This window comes from Skermanella stibiiresistens SB22, assembly GCF_000576635.1.
GTDB classification, from domain to species: domain Bacteria; phylum Pseudomonadota; class Alphaproteobacteria; order Azospirillales; family Azospirillaceae; genus Skermanella; species Skermanella stibiiresistens.
Map to the genome: position 1 here is coordinate 126,610 of NZ_AVFL01000009.1, position 18,822 is coordinate 145,431.

Annotated in this window: 14 protein-coding genes; 3 read left to right on the top strand and 11 right to left on the bottom strand. The window is 67.4% G+C overall.

Features of this window, described 5'->3' with window-relative positions; genetic code table 11:
• Positions 1 to 2 precede the first annotated feature (2 nt).
• The 4 genes from N825_RS14180 to N825_RS14195 form a co-directional block, all read right to left on the bottom strand.
• Positions 3 to 1,259, bottom strand: a complete 1,257-nt coding sequence (locus N825_RS14180; RefSeq protein WP_084164723.1) for an ABC transporter permease — start codon at positions 1,257 to 1,259, stop codon at positions 3 to 5.
• Positions 1,260 to 1,263: 4 nt separating this feature from the next.
• Positions 1,264 to 2,304, bottom strand: coding sequence for an ABC transporter substrate-binding protein (locus tag N825_RS14185; RefSeq protein ID WP_037452763.1), 1,041 nt, complete (start codon positions 2,302 to 2,304; stop codon positions 1,264 to 1,266).
• 147 nt (positions 2,305 to 2,451) lie between these two features.
• Positions 2,452 to 4,002, bottom strand: a complete 1,551-nt coding sequence (gene murJ / locus N825_RS14190; protein WP_037452766.1) for a murein biosynthesis integral membrane protein MurJ — start codon at positions 4,000 to 4,002, stop codon at positions 2,452 to 2,454.
• A gap of 61 nt (positions 4,003 to 4,063) precedes the next feature.
• Entirely contained in the window at positions 4,064 to 5,191 is a 1,128-nt protein-coding gene (locus N825_RS14195; RefSeq protein ID WP_037452770.1) for an ABC transporter ATP-binding protein, read from the bottom strand.
• Between the two features lie 274 nt (positions 5,192 to 5,465).
• Between N825_RS14195 and N825_RS14200 the strand changes: the two genes are divergently transcribed.
• The gene (locus tag N825_RS14200) at positions 5,466 to 7,985 is read left to right on the top strand and encodes an ankyrin repeat domain-containing protein (protein ID WP_037452774.1); all 2,520 of its coding nucleotides are present in this window, start codon (positions 5,466 to 5,468) and stop codon (positions 7,983 to 7,985) included.
• Between the two features lie 5 nt (positions 7,986 to 7,990).
• On the top strand, positions 7,991 to 8,521 hold the full coding sequence (locus N825_RS14205; protein WP_037452776.1) for a hypothetical protein: 531 nt from the start codon (positions 7,991 to 7,993) through the stop codon (positions 8,519 to 8,521).
• A 15-nt stretch (positions 8,522 to 8,536) separates the two neighbouring features.
• Here the strand turns inward: N825_RS14205 and N825_RS14210 are convergent, their stop codons facing one another.
• From N825_RS14210 to N825_RS14240, 7 genes are all read right to left on the bottom strand, one after another.
• The gene (locus N825_RS14210; RefSeq protein WP_037452778.1) at positions 8,537 to 9,052 is read right to left on the bottom strand and encodes an NADH-quinone oxidoreductase subunit B family protein; all 516 of its coding nucleotides are present in this window, start codon (positions 9,050 to 9,052) and stop codon (positions 8,537 to 8,539) included.
• 9 nt (positions 9,053 to 9,061) lie between these two features.
• A complete protein-coding gene (locus N825_RS14215) occupies positions 9,062 to 10,570 on the bottom strand; it encodes a hydrogenase large subunit (RefSeq protein WP_084164725.1) in 1,509 nt (502 codons plus the stop codon).
• 15 nt (positions 10,571 to 10,585) lie between these two features.
• Complete coding sequence (locus N825_RS14220; RefSeq protein WP_037452783.1) at positions 10,586 to 12,034, bottom strand: hydrogenase 4 subunit F; 1,449 nt, start codon at positions 12,032 to 12,034, stop codon at positions 10,586 to 10,588.
• Entirely contained in the window at positions 12,031 to 12,693 is a 663-nt protein-coding gene (locus N825_RS14225) for a hydrogenase-4 component E (RefSeq protein ID WP_037452789.1), read from the bottom strand. The genes N825_RS14220 and N825_RS14225 overlap by 4 nt, the downstream gene beginning before the upstream one ends.
• A 9-nt stretch (positions 12,694 to 12,702) precedes the next feature.
• Positions 12,703 to 13,668 (bottom strand): respiratory chain complex I subunit 1 family protein, encoded by a 966-nt coding sequence (locus tag N825_RS14230; protein WP_037452794.1) that lies wholly within the window; start codon positions 13,666 to 13,668, stop codon positions 12,703 to 12,705.
• On the bottom strand, positions 13,665 to 15,674 hold the full coding sequence (hyfB, locus tag N825_RS14235; RefSeq protein ID WP_037452797.1) for a hydrogenase 4 subunit B: 2,010 nt from the start codon (positions 15,672 to 15,674) through the stop codon (positions 13,665 to 13,667). Before hyfB ends, N825_RS14230 begins: the two co-directional genes overlap by 4 nt.
• A 304-nt stretch (positions 15,675 to 15,978) precedes the next feature.
• Complete coding sequence (locus tag N825_RS14240; RefSeq protein ID WP_037452800.1) at positions 15,979 to 16,176, bottom strand: hypothetical protein; 198 nt, start codon at positions 16,174 to 16,176, stop codon at positions 15,979 to 15,981.
• A 171-nt stretch (positions 16,177 to 16,347) separates the two neighbouring features.
• On the opposite strand from N825_RS14240, the gene N825_RS14245 reads away from it, so the two are divergent.
• Positions 16,348 to 18,819: a Tex family protein gene (locus N825_RS14245; protein WP_037452805.1), complete on the top strand. Its 2,472-nt coding sequence runs from the start codon at positions 16,348 to 16,350 to the stop codon at positions 18,817 to 18,819.
• Positions 18,820 to 18,822: the final 3 nt, after the last annotated feature.

Sequence of the window (18,822 nt, forward strand, 5' to 3'; positions counted from 1 at the left end):
CCCTACCCCATCCGCATGCGGTCGATGCCGACCAGCCGGGCGTAGACCCAGTAGAGCAGCAGCGTCGCGATCAGCAGCACGGAGCCCAAGGCCGCCGCCATGCCCCAGTTGATCGTCTGGTTGGTGAAGAAGGCCACGAAATAGCTGACCATCTGGTCCCCGGCACCTCCGACCAGCGCCGGCGTGATGTAGTAGCCGACGCCCAGGATGAAGACGAGCAGGCACCCGGCGCCAACCCCCGGTATCGTCTGCGGCAGGTAGACCCGCCGGAACGCGGTGAACGGCGTGGCGCCCAGCGAGGTCGCCGCCCGCATGTAGGCCGGCGAGATGCCGCGCATGACGCTGTAGAGCGGCAGCACCATGAAGGGCAGCAGGATGTGGATCATCGCGACATAGACACCCACCCGGTTATAGACCAGTTGCAGCGGCTCCGAGATCAATCCGACCCACTGCAACGCCTCGTTGATCGGTCCCTCCCGCTGGAGCAGCACGACCCAGGCTCCGGTGCGGACCAGGATCGATGTCCAGAACGGCAGCAGGACCAGGATCATCAGCAGGTTGGAGACGCGGGGCGGCAGTGACGCGAGCTTGAAGGCCAGGGGATAGCCCAGGACCAGGCACCAGACCGTCACGACCGCCGCCATCCAGAACGTCCGGATGAAGATGTCGATGTAGATCGCCCGGTCCGACGCCACCTTGACGATCGAACCGGAGGCGTCCATCTCGCGATCGACCGACGCCAGCATGTAGAGCGGTGTCACCGGTGCCGCCGCCCGACGCATCACCGCCCAGGTCGCCGGATCGCCCCAGGTCTTGTCGCGGGCGGTCAGGGTGTCGCGCCATGTCCCATTCGGGGTTTCCGGCAGGCCGCGCGCGGTGGCGAACAGCACGGAGCGCATGTTCGGCACTTCATAGGTCAGCCGCTTGGCGACTCCGGCCAGGGTGCGATCACGCTGGCCGGCCGCCAACTCCCGCGCGAAGCTGGCGAACACCGGCTCCGGCGGCAGATCGATGCCATCCCATTGCCGCAACGCCGCCGCAGTCTCCGGCATCGTGGTGGGCAATTCGGAGTTTTCCACGCTGCGGATCAGCATTCCCACGATCGGTGCCAGGAAGAACACCGCCAGGAAGATCAGCAGCGGCGCCACCAGCGCCGCCGCCTCCAGCTTGCGGCGGCGCTCGGTCCGGCGGAGTTGCGCCTTCAGGTTCCTCGACTCGATCCGAGCGCCGCTCCGCCCCGTCAGGCTGGATGCCGTCACCGGCTCACTGACCGATCCAGGCGTTGAAACGCTCCGTCAGCCGCTCGGTGTTGGCGACCCAGAACTCGGTGTCCAACTGGACCTCCACCGCGAGGTTGCCGGGTTCGGTCGGCATGATCGGCAGCACGGCGGGATCGACCAGGGCGGCCGCCTCCTTGCTGGTGACGCCATAGGGGATCTTGGGCGGCAGGTTCTTCTGGTTGGCGGCGTCGCTCATGAACGCGATCAAGTCCATGGCGGCCTCCTTGTTGGGACTGTCGCGCAGGATCACCCAGCTATCCACGGCGTAGACGCCGCCTTGCCAGACGATCTTGAAATCGCGGTTGTCGCTCTTGTTGGCGGCGGTGACCCGCGCGTTGTAGGCGCTGGTCATGGCGACCTCGCCCGAGGCCAGCAGTTGCAGCGGCTGGGCGCCCGCCTCCCACCACACGACGTTGGACTTGATCTGGTCCAGCTTCTTGAAGGCGCGATCGACGCCGGCGTCGGTCCGCAGCACCTCGTAGACTTGCTCCGACGGCACGCCATCGGCCATCAGCGCGAATTCCAGGGTGTATTTCGGGCCGCGGCGAAGCCCGCGCTTGCCGGGAAACTTGGAGACATCCCAGAAGTCGGCCCAGCTCTTCGGCCCGTCCTTGATCTTGGCGCCGTCATAGGTGATCAGCGTGGTCCAGACGATGGCGCCGACGCCGCAATCATCGACGGCGGCGGGGATGAACTTGTCGCGACCGCCCAGCGCCGCCCAGTCCAGTTGCTCGAACAACCCTTCCTCGCAGCCCAACACCAGTTCCTCGGCCTCGACTTGGACGACGTCCCAATCGGAATTGCCTCCCTCGACCTTGGCGCGAAGGGCGCCGACGCCGCCGTTCCAGCTATCCTCGACCAGCTTGGTGTTGGTCTGTTTCATGAAAGGCTGGAAGTAGACCTCGCGCTGCGCGTCCTGATAGGAGCCACCCCAGGACGTCACGGTCAGATCGCGCGCCTCGGCGCCGCCAACCGCCATGGCCATCAACGCCACGCCTAGGAAAAGGCTGGATCTGCATCCCATCGTCGTCACCCTGTCTCTCGTTTTATGATTATCCCATAGCTTTCATCACCTTGCCCCGGCGTGTCCAGAGTATCGATCGGCTTCCGACCGACTCAGTCCGACACCAAACATCCATCCGAGTTGCTGACCATGGATAGGGACGAGCCGTCACGTCCGCCGCCGACGCCGCGTGTACAGCTTCAATTCCGCTAGCGAAACGACTCCCAGCGCGACACCCACCACGGCGTAGGCGATCATTCCGGCGGCGATCAGGGTCCCTAGGGCCAATGTTCTGGTCGCCAAATCCGGCGCCGACAGGAAGCCATCCAGCCCGAGCCGAGCGGCCCACAGCACGCCCGCCATCACCAACGCCGCCACCAACTGGCGCGGCACCCGGCGGCGCAACCGCTCGTCCAGCACCAGGAAGCCCCGCCGGAACAGCAGCGTCGCCAGCAGCGCGCAGTTGACCCACGACGCGGCCGAGGTCGCCAAGGCCAAGCCCACCTGCGACAGCGGCTGCATCAGCACCAGCTTCAGCGCCACGTTGACCGACACGACCACCAGCGCGATCTTGACCGGGGTCTTGGTGTCCTCCCGGGCGTAGAAGCCCGGCAGCAGGCTGCGGACCAGCACGAAGGCCGGCAGTCCGAGCGCGTAGGCCATCAGGGTCGCGGCCGTCGCCCGCGCGTCCGCTTCCTGGAACGCGCCGCGCTCGAACAGCACCGAGATGATCGGCGAACCCGCCGCCAGGAACGCGGCGGCCGCCGGCAGGGTGAACAGCAGCGACAACTCGATCGCCCGGTTCTGGCTGTCGCTGGCGGCGGCGAGGTTGCCGCCCTTCAGCGCGCGGGATAGTTCCGGCAGCAGAACGGTACCGATGGCGATCCCGATGACGCCAAGCGGCAGCTGGTTGATGCGGTCGGCGTAGTAGAGGTACGACACCGCTCCGGTCGGAAGCAGCGATGCTATCAGCGTGTCGATGAACAGGTTGATCTGGGTGACGCCCGCCCCCAGCGCGGCCGGCCCCAGCACGGTCAGGAACCGCCTGACCCCCGGCGTCAGCCGAGGCGGGACCAGCCTCAACGACATGCCCGCCCGCCGGCAATCCCACGCGAGATACAGGAACTGCGCGACGCCGGCCGCCAGCACGCCCCAGGCCAGCGCGTGGCCCGCCGTCGGCAGCAGGGGCGTCAGCCCGACCAGCGCTCCGATCAGGCACAGGTTGAGCAGGATGGGAGCCGCGGCGGCCGCCGCGAATCGCTCGATGCTGTTCAACACGGCACCCATCAGCGACACCAGCGAGATGAACAGCAGGTAGGGGAATGTGATTCGGGTGAACAGGACCGCCAGATCGTACTTCATCGGCTCGTCCGCGAAGCCGGGGGCGAAGATGACCATGAACCACGGCATGATCAGTTCGAACACCAGCAGCAGGATCAGCTGGACCACCAGGAGGAACGCCATGACCTGTTCGGCGAAGATGCGGGCCTGCGATCTGCCCTGCCCGACCAGGAACGCGGAGAACATCGGCACGAACGCCGCGTTGAAGGCGCCCTCGGCGAACAGCGCCCTGAAGTGGTTGGGCAGCCGGAACGCCACGAAGAAGGCGTCGGCGATCGGCCCCGCCCCCAGCAGCGCCGCGGTCAGGATATCGCGGATGAAGCCCAGGACGCGGCTGGCGAGCGTCAGGCCGCCAACGGAGAGGATCTTGCGGAACACGGTGGGGTGACCTCCCGCCGGTGGTGGCCGGCGGCGGAACGGATGGGATCGGGCGGTGCCCTCAGACGGGATCGAGCGCCCTGCAGTCCTCCGCCGCCCAACATACCGAGACGGCGTGGCCCGCCTGGAACACTTGGGCATCGTCGGCGAAAGGCACTTTGACCATGAAATCGTCGCTGTCCGCAACCGCCAGCCGAAGCCGCAGGTGGTCGCCCAGGTAGATCCGCTCCAACACCCGCGCGTTCAGCCGGTTGTCCCGTCCCACCCCGGCGGCGTCCAGCACGATCCGCTCCGGCCGGACCGACAGCGTCGTCGTCTCGCCCGCCTGTCCTACGGCCACCGCCGTCGCCAGCACGGTCTCGCCATTCGTCAGGTCGACTCGGCACTTGCCGCCCGCGACATCGCGGACGACACCCTTCAGGCGGTTGTTCTCGCCGATGAAGTTGGCGACGAAGCTGTTGCACGGCTGCTGGTAGAGCCGATCGGGCACGTCGATCTGCTGGATGACGCCATGGTTGAACACGGCGATCCTGTCCGACATGGTCAGCGCCTCGGTCTGGTCATGGGTGACATAAACCACCGTGACGCCAAGCGACTCGTGGATGTGCTTGATCTCCAGCTGCATATGCTCGCGCAGCTGCTTGTCCAGGGCGCCCAGCGGCTCGTCCATCAGGACCAGTTGCGGATCGAACACGAGGGCCCGCGCCAGGGCGACCCGCTGCTGCTGGCCACCGGACAATTCGGCGGGACGCCGCGCGTCGAACTTCTCCAGGTGGACCATGCGCAGCGCCTTGCCGACCCGGTCCTCGATCTCCGCCTTCGGCATCTTCCGCACCGACAGCGGGAACGCCAAATTCTCGGCCACTGTCATGTGGGGAAACAGCGCGTAGTTCTGGAACACCATCCCTATGTCGCGCTTGTGCGGCGGCAGCCCCGCGATCGACCGCCCAGCCAACCGTATGTCGCCCGATGTCGGCACCTCGAACCCCGCCAGCATCATCAGCGAGGTCGTCTTGCCGGAACCCGACGGCCCCAGCAGGGTCAGGAACTCGCCCCGCCTGATCTGGAGGTTGAGGTTTTTGACGACCAGCGTCTCGCCGTCGTAGGTCTTGCGGACATCCTTGAATTCGACATGCGGCGAATCAGGGGCGGAAGCGCCGGCGGAGCGGGAGGTATCGGTCTGTGTCATGGCCTCAGGATAACTGAAAAGGGCGCGGCCACCAGCCCTTTGGCCGAGGCATCGGCCACCCCGGTTGGTCGCCATGATGTTGATGCGATTAGGGGATATGGAGAGAGATAGCGGGCACCTCCGATGGACGCGGAGCGTTCACCCGTTTTTTGCGTTCATGAATTGAGCTGGGGTTGATAGACTGTCAAGGCTCAACACATGGGAACTGATGGTACTCCGCCTGTGAAATGCTGAATACTGGCGGCATTGGGTAATCCTTTTGATAGAACATGACATGATCAACAACCGCTTCGGTCTTCACGAAGAGCCTTTCACGATTACGCCAGCCACGCGTTTCACCTACGCGTCGCAGGAGCATGAGGAAGCGTTCAATGGCTTCACTCTTGCCGTGGTGGCGCGTCGGCGGGTCATGGCTCTTTACGGCGAGACGGGATCGGGAAAGACCACCCTCCTCCAGACCCTGCTGGACCAGCTCGAATCGGAAGGCACCATGGTGCTGGCGATCGCGGCCAGGACGGGCATGGGGGTGGAGGACCTGATCCAGGAGGCCGGCGGTGAGCTGTTCCTGGACGAGACCGGCGGCCAGCCCCTCGGCGACATGGACTCGCTGGTCGAGAGGCTGGAACAGCGGCTGGAGGAAACCGGCACCGGCGTGCTGATCATCGACGAGGCGCATCTGCTGGACGTGCCGGTCCTCTATGACTTGGTGGAGATGGCGACCTCCGACACCGAGACCGGTCGCTTCCTCCAGGTCCTGTTCGCCGGGGAACCCGATCTGGAGCGCATGCTGGCCGAGCCCGGCCTCGACGACACCATGCGGCGGCTGGGCGTGTCCTATCACCTGCCGCCGTTGGAGCGCGAACAGGTCGACAGCTACATCCGCGAGCGCCTGAGCCAAGCGGGGGCCATCCGCGACGATATCTTCGAGCCGTCCGCGATCGAGGCGATCACCCATGTTTCCGGCGGCCTGCTGCAACTGGTCAACACGCTGGCCGACGTCTCCATCAACGGTGCGGCGCGAGCCGGCGAGCGCGTGATCACCCGAGGCCGGGTCGAGCAGGTGGCGCGCGAACTGGGGCTGCAATTTTCGATTGAACCGCAGCACACACTCAAGCAGGAACCCATCCTCACCGAGGTCCGGGAGCCGATTCCCCGTTTGCGGCCGATCCAGCCGCCGCCCCCGATGGAGTCCGGGCCGCCGCCCTCGATGGAGCCCGCGCCGCCACCCCGCGCGCCGGAACCCGTGCGTCCCATCCACCACCAGCAGCCTCCCAGCCATCTACCCAACGCCCGCCATCCGTCCCAGTGGACCGAACGGAATCCCGAGCCTTATCCCGAATGGGACGAGGAACCCCGGCCCGGTCCGTCGGCCCATCCTGTACGCCGCGACCGCGGACCGGCGGCTCAGCTGACGGCCAGCGCCTACGCTCCCACGCGGCTGGAGACGCCGCGCCGTCGCCGTTGGCCGCTGGTGGCGGCCGCCTTGGTTGCGATGGCGATGGGCGCCGGCGTCACGGCGGCTCTCCTGGAGCCACAAGCGGTCGAGCGCGCCTTCCAGAACGCCACCGGGAAACCACTTCCCTGGGTCGCCGACGCGAATCGCGACGACACCGATATGGCGGCGCCGCCCGAGACGGAATACGAACCGGTCCCGATCAACCCGGCGCCCGTACCCCAACCGGCGCAGCCGCCCGTGGCGGCGGCTCCGACACCGCCCGCACCTGTCGCCGAGGCCCCTCCGACCCCACCGGTCCCCGCGACGCCACCAGCGAACGGCGGCTCCATCAGCGGAGCCAACGCGGCGAACGAGCAGCGGCTGACCGAACTGGTCGACCGGGCCAACCGGCTGATCGACCAGAGGCTCTTGACGACGCCGCCGGGCGGCAACGCGTACGAGACCTATCAGCAGATCGCGCAGATCGCGCCCAACGATCCTCGCGCCGCGACCATCCTCGCGACCATCAAGGACACCTATCGTCGCTGGGGCATCGCGGCGGAGGAACGTGGCCAGTTCGACAACGCCGCCAACTTCTACCGGCGTGGCCTGACCGTCGATCAGAACGACCAAACCTTGCAGGCGCAGTTGCGGGAACTGGACCGGAAGCGCCAAACCGCCACGGCCAGCGCCGAGCCGGCGGCTCCTGCGGCCGGGACCGCCGCCGTGACACCACAGCCAGCACCCGATCAGGTGCTGCGCCTGCCGCCGGACTACGACGACGCGGGCGATCGGGGCGGCACCGACCAGCCACTTCCCACGCCCAACCGTTTCGCGACGCGGGAGGACATGCTCCAGGCGTTCCAGCAGCCGGCCATGCTCGACTCGGTCATCCAGGCCGGGCGCGACCTCGACTACGAACTGCCCGACGGCAAGACCGCGCTGATGCTGGCGTCGGAGCAGGGCAACTCCGCGGCGGTGCGCAAGCTGCTGACGGCGGGCGCCGCCCCCAACGCGCGCAGCCGCAACGGCGGCACGGCCTTGATGTACGCGGCCTCGATCGGCAACAACGCGATCGTGCGTTCGCTGATCCAATCCGGCGGGGCCGTCAACTCCATGAACGTCGAGGGCAAGACGGCGCTGATGGCCGCCGCATCCCGCGGTCAGGTCGACACGGTCCGCATCCTGCTGGAAAGCGGCGCCAATATCGGCACCACCAGCATCCATGGCCGCAACGCCCTGAGCTATGCCCAGGAAGGTGGCCACCGCGCCGTGGTCGACCTGCTGAACTCCTTCGATCCCCAGGCCGCCGCGCGTCGCCCGACGCGTCCCGGCAACGAAATTGGGCAACTGAACTGATCATCATGAACGCGCATCGCATCGGCGCCGCCTTGGCGGCGCTTTTCCTGCTGGCCGCCTGCGACGATTACGGGCGCGTCACCCAGACCCAGGTCGATCCCGGCTACAATCCAGGGGAACTGGGCTATGCCGGCGGCAAGGACGCCACGCTGACCACGCTGATCTACGGCAATCCCAGCGACGTCAACGCGGCGCTGTTCACCCAACAGGTGCTGACCTCGATGAACAGGGTCCAGGCCGGCCCCGGCCTCAAATTCGCCCAGGACGCCGGGCCGGGCGGGCAGCCGCTATACAAGGTCGTGATGGTCTTCAACCCGGAAAGCCAAGTGATCGACGCGGAATTGTGCGCGGCGCAGATCCCGCCGTCACAGCCGTTCGACAAGGACATCAGCGTCCGGGCGGCTTATTGCCGGGGTGGCCGCGCCCTGACCGGCGCCATCGGCACCATCAAGGCCGATGTGGCGGCCAAACCCGACCGGATGGACCGCTTCATCCGCGACCTGACCTTCACCCTGTTCCCGCTAAACCGCGGATAAACCCGGTCGGGTCAGCTACTTGGCCGCCTCGACCAGCGCCACCAGGCCGGACAGCAGGTCTATCGGGCGCGGCGGGCATCCAGGGATATGCAGATCGACCGGGATGACCGCCGCGACGCCTCCGACGATGCCGTAGCTGCCCTTGAACAACCCGCCATCCAGGGCGCAGCCGCCGACCGCCACCACCCATTTCGGATCGGGCGTCGCGTCCCAGGTGCGGAACAGGGCGTCCCGCATGTTGCCGGTGACCGGGCCCGTCACCAGCAGCACATCGGCGTGGCGCGGCGAGGCCACGAAGCGCAGGCCGAATCGCTCCAGATCGTAGACGACGTTGTTGAGGGCGTGGATCTCCAGTTCGCAGCCGTTGCACGATCCGGCGTCGACCTCGCGGATCGACAGGCTGCGCCCCAGGCGGGTCCGCGCCGCCCGGTCGAGCCGGCTGGCCAATTCCTCGACTCCGGCTTCCGCCGGCCCCGGCCCGGTCATGGTGCGCGGGCCGCGCATCAGATTGCGGGCGATGGTCTTCAGCATGGTGGCATCCTACAGGTCATGCCCCGAGTACGAACAGTTGAAGCTCTTGTTGCAGAGCGGGAAGTCGGCGACGATGTTCCCCTCGATCGCGGCCTCCAGCAGGGGCCATTGGAACCACGACGGATCGCGCGGGTGGCACCGGGTCACGACGCCGTCCTCCCGAACCTCGACCCAGGTCATGATCTCGCCCCGGAAACTCTCCACCAAGGCCATCCCCTGCCCCGCCGTCGCGTTTAGCGACGCGCGGATCGGCCCGGCCGGCAACCGCTCCAGGATCTGGTCGATCAGGCCAAGGCTCGCCTCGACCTCCTTGATGCGGACCCAGACGCGGGCGTTGACGTCCCCCTCGTGGAAGACCGGGACCTCGAATTCCAAGTCGTCATAGGGCGCGTGGCCGGGATCACGTCTCGCGTCGAGCACCCGGCCCGACGCCCGGCCGACATGGCCTCCCGCGCCGAACCGCCGGACCAGTTCGGGCCCGACCCGTCCGGTCGCGACCGTCCGGTCCTGCAACGAGGCTTTCTCGTCATAGGTCTTGACCAATCCCGGGAAGGTCGCCCGGATCTCCGCCAACAGCGACTCCAGCGTGTCGCGCCCGGCGTCGGGAAGATCGACGGCGACCCCGCCCGGCACCACCCGGTCCATCATCAGCCGGTGGCCGAAACACGCGTCGGCGGCCCGCAGGATCTTTTCCCGCAGCAAGCCGCATTCCGCCAGCATGTAGGCGAAGGCGGCGTCGTTGCAGATCGCCCCGATATCGCCGATGTGGTTGGCCAGCCGCTCCAACTCCGCCATCAGCGCCCGCAGCCAGACGGCGCGCTCGGGCACCGCGGAGCCGGTAGCCGCCTCGACGGCACGGGCGAAGGCCAGCGAATGCGCCACCGTGCTGTCACCCGAGACCCGTGCCGCCAGCTTGGCGACCTCGCCGATCGACCGGCCGCCCATCAGCCATTCCGTGCCCTTGTGGACATAGCCAAGCCTCTGCTCCAGCCGGACCACCGTCTCGCCGTTGCAGGTGAAGCGGAAATGGCCGGGCTCGATGATGCCGGCGTGGACGGGACCGACCGGGATCTGGTGCAGGCCAGCCCCTTCGATCGGCAGAAAGGGATAGGGTTCCGGATTGCCCAGCGGATCGGGCGGATCGGCCGACAGCGGCAGCCGGATCGGCCAGGAATCGTGGTCCAGCCACGGACGTGGATCGACCAGCGACTCGGCCATCAGGCCGAACAGATCCTGCGCCGCGCGCTCCAGCCGAATGGCGCTGGGCCGGACCCCGCCGACAGAGGGAAAGCGCCCTTCGGGGCAGGTCAGGGAGACGACCGCGACCGTCCCCGCCAGATCTTCCCGCAGCGCCATGTGGACCAGTGCCGTATCCGCCCACAGCCCCACCAGCGACCAGTCGGTCTTCTCCGCCAGCGTGGTGATCAAACCGGCCCAGGCGTCGCGGTCGAGATCGAAGCGAGGAAACGGGCGGTGGTTGCCGGCGGGGGTTCCGATCGATGCCAGATGATCGAGCATGGCGATTTCCCTCCCTCAGCCCAGCAGTCGGGCGACGGCTTGGAACCACTCGACCAGTGGTTCGGGTAGCCAGATGCCGGCCACCAGCACCAGGATCAGGTGGAGCACCATCGGAAAGGCGCTGGACGCGGCCGGCGCCATCGATCCCGTCGGCTCGCCGAATGCCAGGGATTGAAGACGCAGGATCAGCGCGCCGAACGCCACGACGATGCCCAGCACCAGCGGCAGCGCCAGCAGCGGCTCGCGGGCGAAGGTGGTCGTCACCAGCAGGAACTCGCTGAGGAAGATGCCGAACGGCGGCAGTCCCACGATGGCGAGCACGCCGGCCACCAGCCCCCAGCCGATCACCGGATGGCTGACCGTCAGTCCGCGGATCTCCGAGATGCGCTGGGTGCCCTTGACCTGGGTGGCGAGGCCGACGGCGATGAAGATCGCCGATTTGGTCAGGCTGTGCATCGTCATGTGCAGCAGGCCCGCGAAATTGGCGATCGGCCCGCCGATCCCGAAGGCGAAGGTGATGATGCCCATGTGCTCGATCGAGCTATAGGCGAACAGCCGCTTTATGTCGCGCCGCCGGTACAGCATGAAGGCAGCCAGCAGCAGCGAGGCCAGCCCCATCACCATCATCAGCGGACCGGGCGCCAGCGACTGGCCGTTGGCCGTCATCAGCATCTTGAAGCGCAGGACGGCGTAGAGCGCCACGTTGAGCAGCAGGCCGGACAGCACGGCGGAGATCGGCGTCGGTCCCTCCGCGTGGGCGTCGGGCAGCCAGGCGTGCAGCGGCGCCAAGCCGACCTTGGTGCCATAGCCGATCAGGATGAAGACGAAGGCGAGGTTCAGCAGGTCGGGGCTGACGCGGTGGATCTCCAGCATCAGGGCCGACCACGTCATGGCGGGCATGCCGCCGCCCATCACCGGCCGCGCCGCCAGGAAGATCAGGATGGTGCCGAACAGCGCCAGCGCGATGCCGACGCCGCACAGGATGAAGTACTTCCACGCCGCCTCGATCGCCGCCGGGGTGCGGTAGAGGCTGACCATCAGCACGGTGGTCAGCGTGGCGCCCTCGACCGCCACCCACAGCACGCCCAGATTATTGGCGAGCAGGGCCAGCAGCATGGTGAACACGAAGGCTTGGTACATCGAGTGGTAGAAGCGGACGAACACCGGCTTCAGCCGCTCGATCTCGATCTCGTGCTCGATGTAGCTGGCGCTGAACAGCGAGGTGGTGAAGGACACGAAGGCGGTCAGCGCCACCAGATAGATGTTGAAGTCGTCGACCAGGAACAGCGGCGTCGTCTCGGGCCGGTCCGTGAACAGGCTGAGGGAGGCGACCAGCGTCAGGCCCGCCGCCAGCGAGTTGAGCCGTGCCGCCAGCCAGTGATCCCGCACGGCGGCCAGCCCGAACGCCGCCAGGAACGGCAGGGCGAGGATCACGTAAACTGGATTGACCGGAAGCAGGATCACCGGCGCTCCCCGCGGAAGTCTTCGAGAGTGCGGAGGTCGAGGGTGTCGAACCGCTCCCGGATGTGGAAGAAGAAGATTCCGAAGATGATGAAGGCGACCATCACGGCGAAGGCGACCAGCATCTCGACGATCAGGGGCATGCCCTCGACGCCGATCGCGGCCAGGATCAGCCCGTTCTCCAGCGACATGAAGCCGATCACCTGACCGATCGCGTTGCGGCGGGTGATCATGGTCAGCAGCCCCAGCAGGACGACCGACAGCGCCAGCGCCAGATCCTCGCGCGTCAGAGCCGTCACGTCGGGTGTCACCGGCAGCACCAGCAGGATCGACAGCGTCACCAGGCTGACGCCGGCGATCATGGTCGGGCCGACTCCCAGCGCGGTGTCGACGGTCCGCTCGATCCTCAGCTTCTGGATCACGCGGTTCAAGGCGACCGGGATGACGATCGCCTTCATGCTCAACGCCAGCAGGGCGGTGATGTAGAGGTGCGGCGCGTCCTGGATGTAGCCTTGCCACGCCGCGGCCGCCGCCAGGACGGTGGACTGCGCGGCGAAGACCTGGATGATGGAGGACAGGCGGCGCTGATAGAGCAAGGCGAAGCTCATCAGCAGGACCACGGCACCCAGCATGTGGGCTATGTCGTAATGGATGCTGGGCATCCTAGCGCCTCACAGTCCGGTCGAAACGTAAAGGAAGATGGCGCCCAGCAGGCTGAGCAGCAGCGCGCCACCAAGGAACTCGCCATAGCGGAACACCCGCATCTTGGCGATGCTGGTCTCGAACACGGCCAGGGCCACGGCGCCACAGGCCAGCTTCAGGACGAAGGTCACCAAGCCGATCAGGATGGCGAGCGGCCCGTCCCCGGGCTGGGCGATGCCCCACGGCAGGAAGACGCAGCCGATCAGCGCCATGTAGAGCGCCAGCTTCAGCATGGCGGCGGCTTCGATCAGCGCCAGATGCCGGCCCGAATACTCCAGCACCATGGCCTCGTGGACCATGGTCAGTTCCAGATGCGTCGCGGGGTTGTCGACCGGGATGCGGCCGTTCTCGGCGATCGCGACCATCAGCAGCGATATCGCCGCCAGCGCCAGCGAGATCCGCAGGCCGACCTCGCCGTCCAGCATGAAATCGACGATCATCGACAGCGAGGTCGTCCGGACCAGGATGGCGATGGAGAAGATCACCATCAGCATGGCGGGCTCGGCCAGCGCCGCGATCATCATCTCGCGCGACGACCCCAACCCGCCGAAGCTGGTCCCGACATCCATCCCCGCCAGCGCGAGGAAGAACCGGGCGCTGGCCAGCAGCGCGACCAACGCGATCAGGTCGGCGGTCGCCGTCAAGGCCAGCGCCGTGGTGAAGGTCGGGACCAGCGCCGCCGCCAGCCAAATCGCGGTGAACACCAGATAGGGCGTCACCCGGAACAGCCAGGAGGCGTTGTCGGCCAGCACGACCTCCTTCCGCAGGAGCCGGTGGAGATCGAGATAGGGCTGGATCAGTGGCGGACCGCGCCGCCCGATCAGCCTTGCCTTGACCACCCGGACTAGCCCGACCAGCCCGGGGGCCACGGCCAGCACCAGCAGCATTTGGACGACTTGATAGATCCCCGCGAGGAGCGCCTGGATGAAGATCATTGCGACACCGCCACCAGGACCAGCAGCGTCACCAGCGCCAGGAACATCAGGGTCAGATAGCGCCGGATGGTCAGGAACTGGAGATGATCGACCTTGTCGGCGATCCAGCCCACCAGCTTGACGACCGGCGTGAACAGCCAGTCCCAGGCGGGATCGCGCAGTTCCAGCTCGAAGCGCGCCGGCCGCGTCTCGCCCGGCGCCGGCATGTCCACGATGTCGCGGGCGCCGAACAGCTGGCTGACGAAGACCCGCCGGATCGGCTGGGCGAAGCTGCTGGCGGAATATTGGCCGAGCGGCGCCGGATCGGTGAAGCCGCAGCCCCACGGGATCGACCGGCGCACCCGGTTCGACGCGTAGCGGTGGATCATGTACACGGCCAGGATGGTCAGGATCAGGATGGTCATGAACATCATGAACCCGCTGTAGCTGTTGCCGAAGGCGCTGGCCGGCGCCAGCCAGACCCAGCCGCCATGGCCGCCCGCGTCGAACATGCCCTCGCCGACGCTCAGCCGGTTGACCGGCTCGATCAGCGAGATCGCCAGCTTCGGCAGGACGCCGATCACCAGGCACAGGACGGCCGGCACCGCGATGGCGGTCAGCATGACGGGATCGACCTCGCGCGCCTGCTCCGCCCGCGCCGAGCGCGCCCGCCCCAGGAAGGCGATGCCGTAGAACCGCACGAAGCAGGCGGCGGCCAGCGCCGTCGACAACGCCAGCAACGCGCCGATCACCGCGAAACCGATCTTCAGTTCCCATTGTTCCAGCAGCGGCCCGTTGAGCACCGCCTGGAACAGCATCCACTCCGCCACGAAGCCGTTCAGCGGTGGCAGGGAGGAGATCGCGGCGGCGCCGATCAGGCAGAACAAGGCGGTCGCCGGCATCCGGTGGATCAGCCCGCCCAATTGGTTGAGATCGCGCTCGCCGGTCGCCGTCAGGATGGAGCCGGCGCTGAAGAACAGGATGCTCTTGAACAGACTGTGATTGAGGACATGGAGCATCGCGGCGGTCATGGCGAGGGCCGCCAGCGCCGGGACGCCCGACGCCTTGAACACCAGCGCCAGACCCAGCCCGATCACGATGACGCCGATGTTCTCGACCGTCGAATAGGCCAGCAGCTTCTTGATGTCGTCCTGCATCAGGGCGTGGAGCACGCCGACCACGGCGGTGACGGCGCCAATCACCGCCAGGACCGCTCCCCACCACCACAGCGGCTGTCCGATCAGGTCGAACAGCACCCGCATCAGGCCGTAGATCGCGACCTTGGTCATGACCCCGCTCATCAGCGCGGAGATATGGCTGGGCGCGGCGGGATGGGCGAGCGGCAGCCAGACATGCAGCGGCACCAGACCGGCCTTGGAGCCGGCGCCCAGCAGCACGAGCAGCACGGCGAAGCTGGCCGGCACCGGCTCCAGCTGATGCGCCCGGATCGCGGCGAAGCCGTAATCGCCGCTGGCGCCCGCCAGAATGCCGAACCCGAGCAGCAGGCAGGCGGTGCCGAAGCTCGCCATCACCAGATAGACATAGGCGGCGCGGCGCGTCTCATCCTCCCGGTGGGTCGCCAGGACGAGCAACCAGGACGACAGGGACATGAACTCCCAGGCCGCCAGGAAGACGAAGGCGTCGTCCGCGACCAGGACGAGGTTCATCGCGGCGATGAACAGCGGGAAGACCGGCAGCACCCGTCCCGGCTCCGCGTCGTGCCGGGCATAGCTCCAGCCGAACACGGCGGCGAGGCAGCCACCTAGGTTGACCGCCAGCAGGAAGATCGCGGACAGGGCGTCGAGACGCAGATTGGCGTGCAGCCAGGGCAATCCGATCGGCAGGGTCAGCGTCTCGACCCCGGAGTCGTTCGCCGCCAAGCGCGCCAGCACGGCCACCGCCGCGGCGCCGCAGGTCAGCGCCATGCCGGCGTGGACGACCTCGTGGGCGTGGCTGAACCAGGGGCGGGCGGCTCCCACGGTGGCGAGGACCAGCATCGCCAGGATGCACAGACTAATGAACGCCAAGACCGGGAACCGCCTGAAAAACCATGGGATGGAACCATTGGGGAGGTATTCGGATACGTGCCCGCTTATAGCATGGCGCCCGGTGGATCGGGCAAACATCACGTTGGGGGAATATCGACCCCTGGGTGCGACAAAGGTGTCGCGTCGGCGAGGACGGATCCAATGGAAGAAACCGGCCCGCGCCAGAAGCGGGGCCGGAGTTTTTCAGTCAGGGAGGAAACGCACCACGGTGCGTCCGCGACCCGAGAATGCCGCAACCGGGATCAAGAATAGGTTAACCCCCAGCTCCCAGGAGTTGTCTGGTTCAGTTTGCCGCGGGGAAGGCGCCGCGAAGACGCCCCCAGGCCAGGGTCGGCCAGATCGCCGTCAGGACGAGGGTTGCCAGCACTTGGGCCAGCTGCCCCCTCCAGCCCAGCGACGCCGCCTCGAAGCGGCAGGGACGGACGGCCAGACAACCCAGCCCAAGATAGAGAATCGACAAAACAACAAGGGGCTCCGGCATGGGAAAACTCCGCTGTGACCCCCGAAAATTGTCGCGACTTGCTTAATTTCACGTTAACCAAGATGCCGATATGCCTGGATCCAGATAAGGTCCCTAGCCTTGAGCCTCCCACACGGGGTATAGGGGGGCCACCCGACCTCCGGTTTTCACTGCAGCCGTGCCTTCACCGACATGATCAGCATCAGCAAACGTATCGCCGACGAACTCTCAGCCCGGGAGGCCCAGGTCAACGCCGCCATCGCGCTGCTTGACGAAGGCTCCACCGTCCCGTTCATCGCGCGGTACCGCAAGGAAGCCACCGGGGGTCTCGATGACACCCAGCTCCGTACCCTCGAGGAACGCCTGCGCTATCTGCGCGAGCTGGAGGAGCGCCGCGCCGCGATCCTGTCCAGCGTCGCCGAGCAGGGCAAGCTGACGGACGAGTTGAAGGGCCAACTGGAGGCGGCGGACACCAAGACCCGCCTCGAGGACCTTTACCTGCCCTATAAGCAGAAGCGCCGCACCAAGGCGCTGATCGCCCGCGAGGCCGGCCTCGAGCCGCTGGCGCTGGGCCTGCTGGAGAACCCGGTCGTGGCACCCGACGCGGCCGCCATCGCCTTCGTCGATCTCGAGAAGGGCATTCCCGACGTCAAATCGGCGCTGGAGGGAGCCCGTCACATCCTGGTCGAGCGCTTCGGCGAGGATGCCGAACTGGTCGGCCGGCTGCGCGCCTTCGTCGCGGACAACGGCCGCGTCGTCTCCGCCGTGGTCGAGGCCAAGCGCGACGAGGGCGCCAAGTTCTCCGACTACTTCGAGTTCTCGGAACCGCTGAAGCAGATTCCGTCGCACCGGGCGCTCGCGATGTTCCGCGGCCGGACCCAGGGCGTGCTCGACCTCAAGATCGAGGTGGGCGATCCGGCGACCGACCTCGTCCATCCCGCCGAGGCGATCATCGCCCGCCATCTCGGCATCCAGGACGCCGGCCGCGCCGCCGACAAGTGGCTGCTGGAAACTGTGCGCTGGGCGTGGAAGACCAAGATCGGCCTCCACATCGAGCTGGACCTGCTGGGCGACCTGCGCGACCGCTCCGAGGACGAGGCGATCCGGGTCTTCGCCCGTAACCTGCACGACCTGCTGCTGGCCGCCCCGGCCGGTCCGCGCGCCACCATCGGCCTCGACCCCGGCATCCGGACCGGCGTCAAGGTCGCCGTGGTGGACGCCACCGGCAAGGTGGTCGAGACGACGGTGATCTACCCGCATCAGCCCAAGAACGACTGGGACGGCTCCATCGCGGTGATCGCCGCCCTGGCGATCCGCCACAAGATCGAGCTGGTCAGCATCGGCAACGGCACCGCCAGCCGCGAGACCGACAAGCTGGTCACCGACGTGATGAAGCGCCATCCGGAACTGAACCTCGCCAAGCTGGTCGTGTCGGAGGCCGGCGCCTCGGTCTATTCCGCCTCCGAAGTGGCGGCGCTGGAGTTCCCCCAGCTCGACGTCTCGTTGCGGGGCGCCGTGTCGATCGCCCGCCGCCTCCAGGACCCGCTGGCCGAACTGGTCAAGATCGAGCCGAAGTCGATCGGCGTCGGCCAGTACCAGCACGATGTCGGGGCCTCCAAGCTGGCCCGCAGCCTGGACGCCGTGGTCGAGGACTGCGTGAACGCCGTCGGCGTCGATCTCAACACCGCCTCGGTCCCGCTGCTGGCGCGGGTCTCCGGCTTGTCCGAGAGCGTCGCCCGCAACATCGTCGAATACCGTGACCGCAACGGCGCCTTCCGCACCCGCAAGCAGTTGAACGATGTCGCCCGGCTCGGGCCCAAGGCGTTCGAGCAGGCGGCGGGCTTCCTCCGCATCGCCGACGGCGACGATCCACTGGACGCCTCCGCCGTCCACCCCGAATCCTACCCCGTGGTCGAGCGGATCCTCGCCCAAGCCGGCAAGCCGCTGAACCAGCTGATCGGCGACGCCCCCTTCCTGCGCTCGCTGAGCCCGGAGGAGTTCACCGACGGGAAGTTCGGCCTGCCGACCGTCCAGGACATCATCGCCGAGCTGGAGAAGCCGGGCCGCGACCCGCGCCCGGAATTCAAGACCGCCGTCTTCAAGGATGGCGTGACCGAGATGAAGGACCTGGACCTCGGCATGGTGCTGGAGGGCGTCGTGACCAACGTCACCGCGTTCGGCGCGTTTGTCGACATCGGCGTCCACCAGGACGGTCTGGTCCACATCTCCCAGCTGGCCAACAAGTTCGTCAAGGACCCGCACACCGTCGTCAAGGCCGGCGACGTGGTCAAGGTCAAGGTGCTCGAGGTCGACCTCAAGCGGAAGCGCATCGCCCTGACCATGCGTCTGGAGGAGCCGGCCGCGCGTCCCGCCGCCCGCCCGGAACGGACGGAGCAGCGGACGGAGCGCTCGGGCGAGCCGCAGCAGCGCCCGGCGGCGCAGGCGCAAAAGCCCCGCGATCAGCGGGACCGCCGTCCTGGCGCCGGTGGTGGTGGCTCCGGTGGCGCGCCCGGCGGCGGTGGCCCGGGTGGCGGCAAGCGGCCGGAGCGGTCGGAGAAGCGGCCCCCGCGTGACCGGGAGCCAGCGGTGATGTCGGCCGGGCCCGCCCTTGGCGGCGCCTTGGCGGAAGCCTTCGCCCGCGCCCAGGCGGCCAAACAGAAGTAGTGA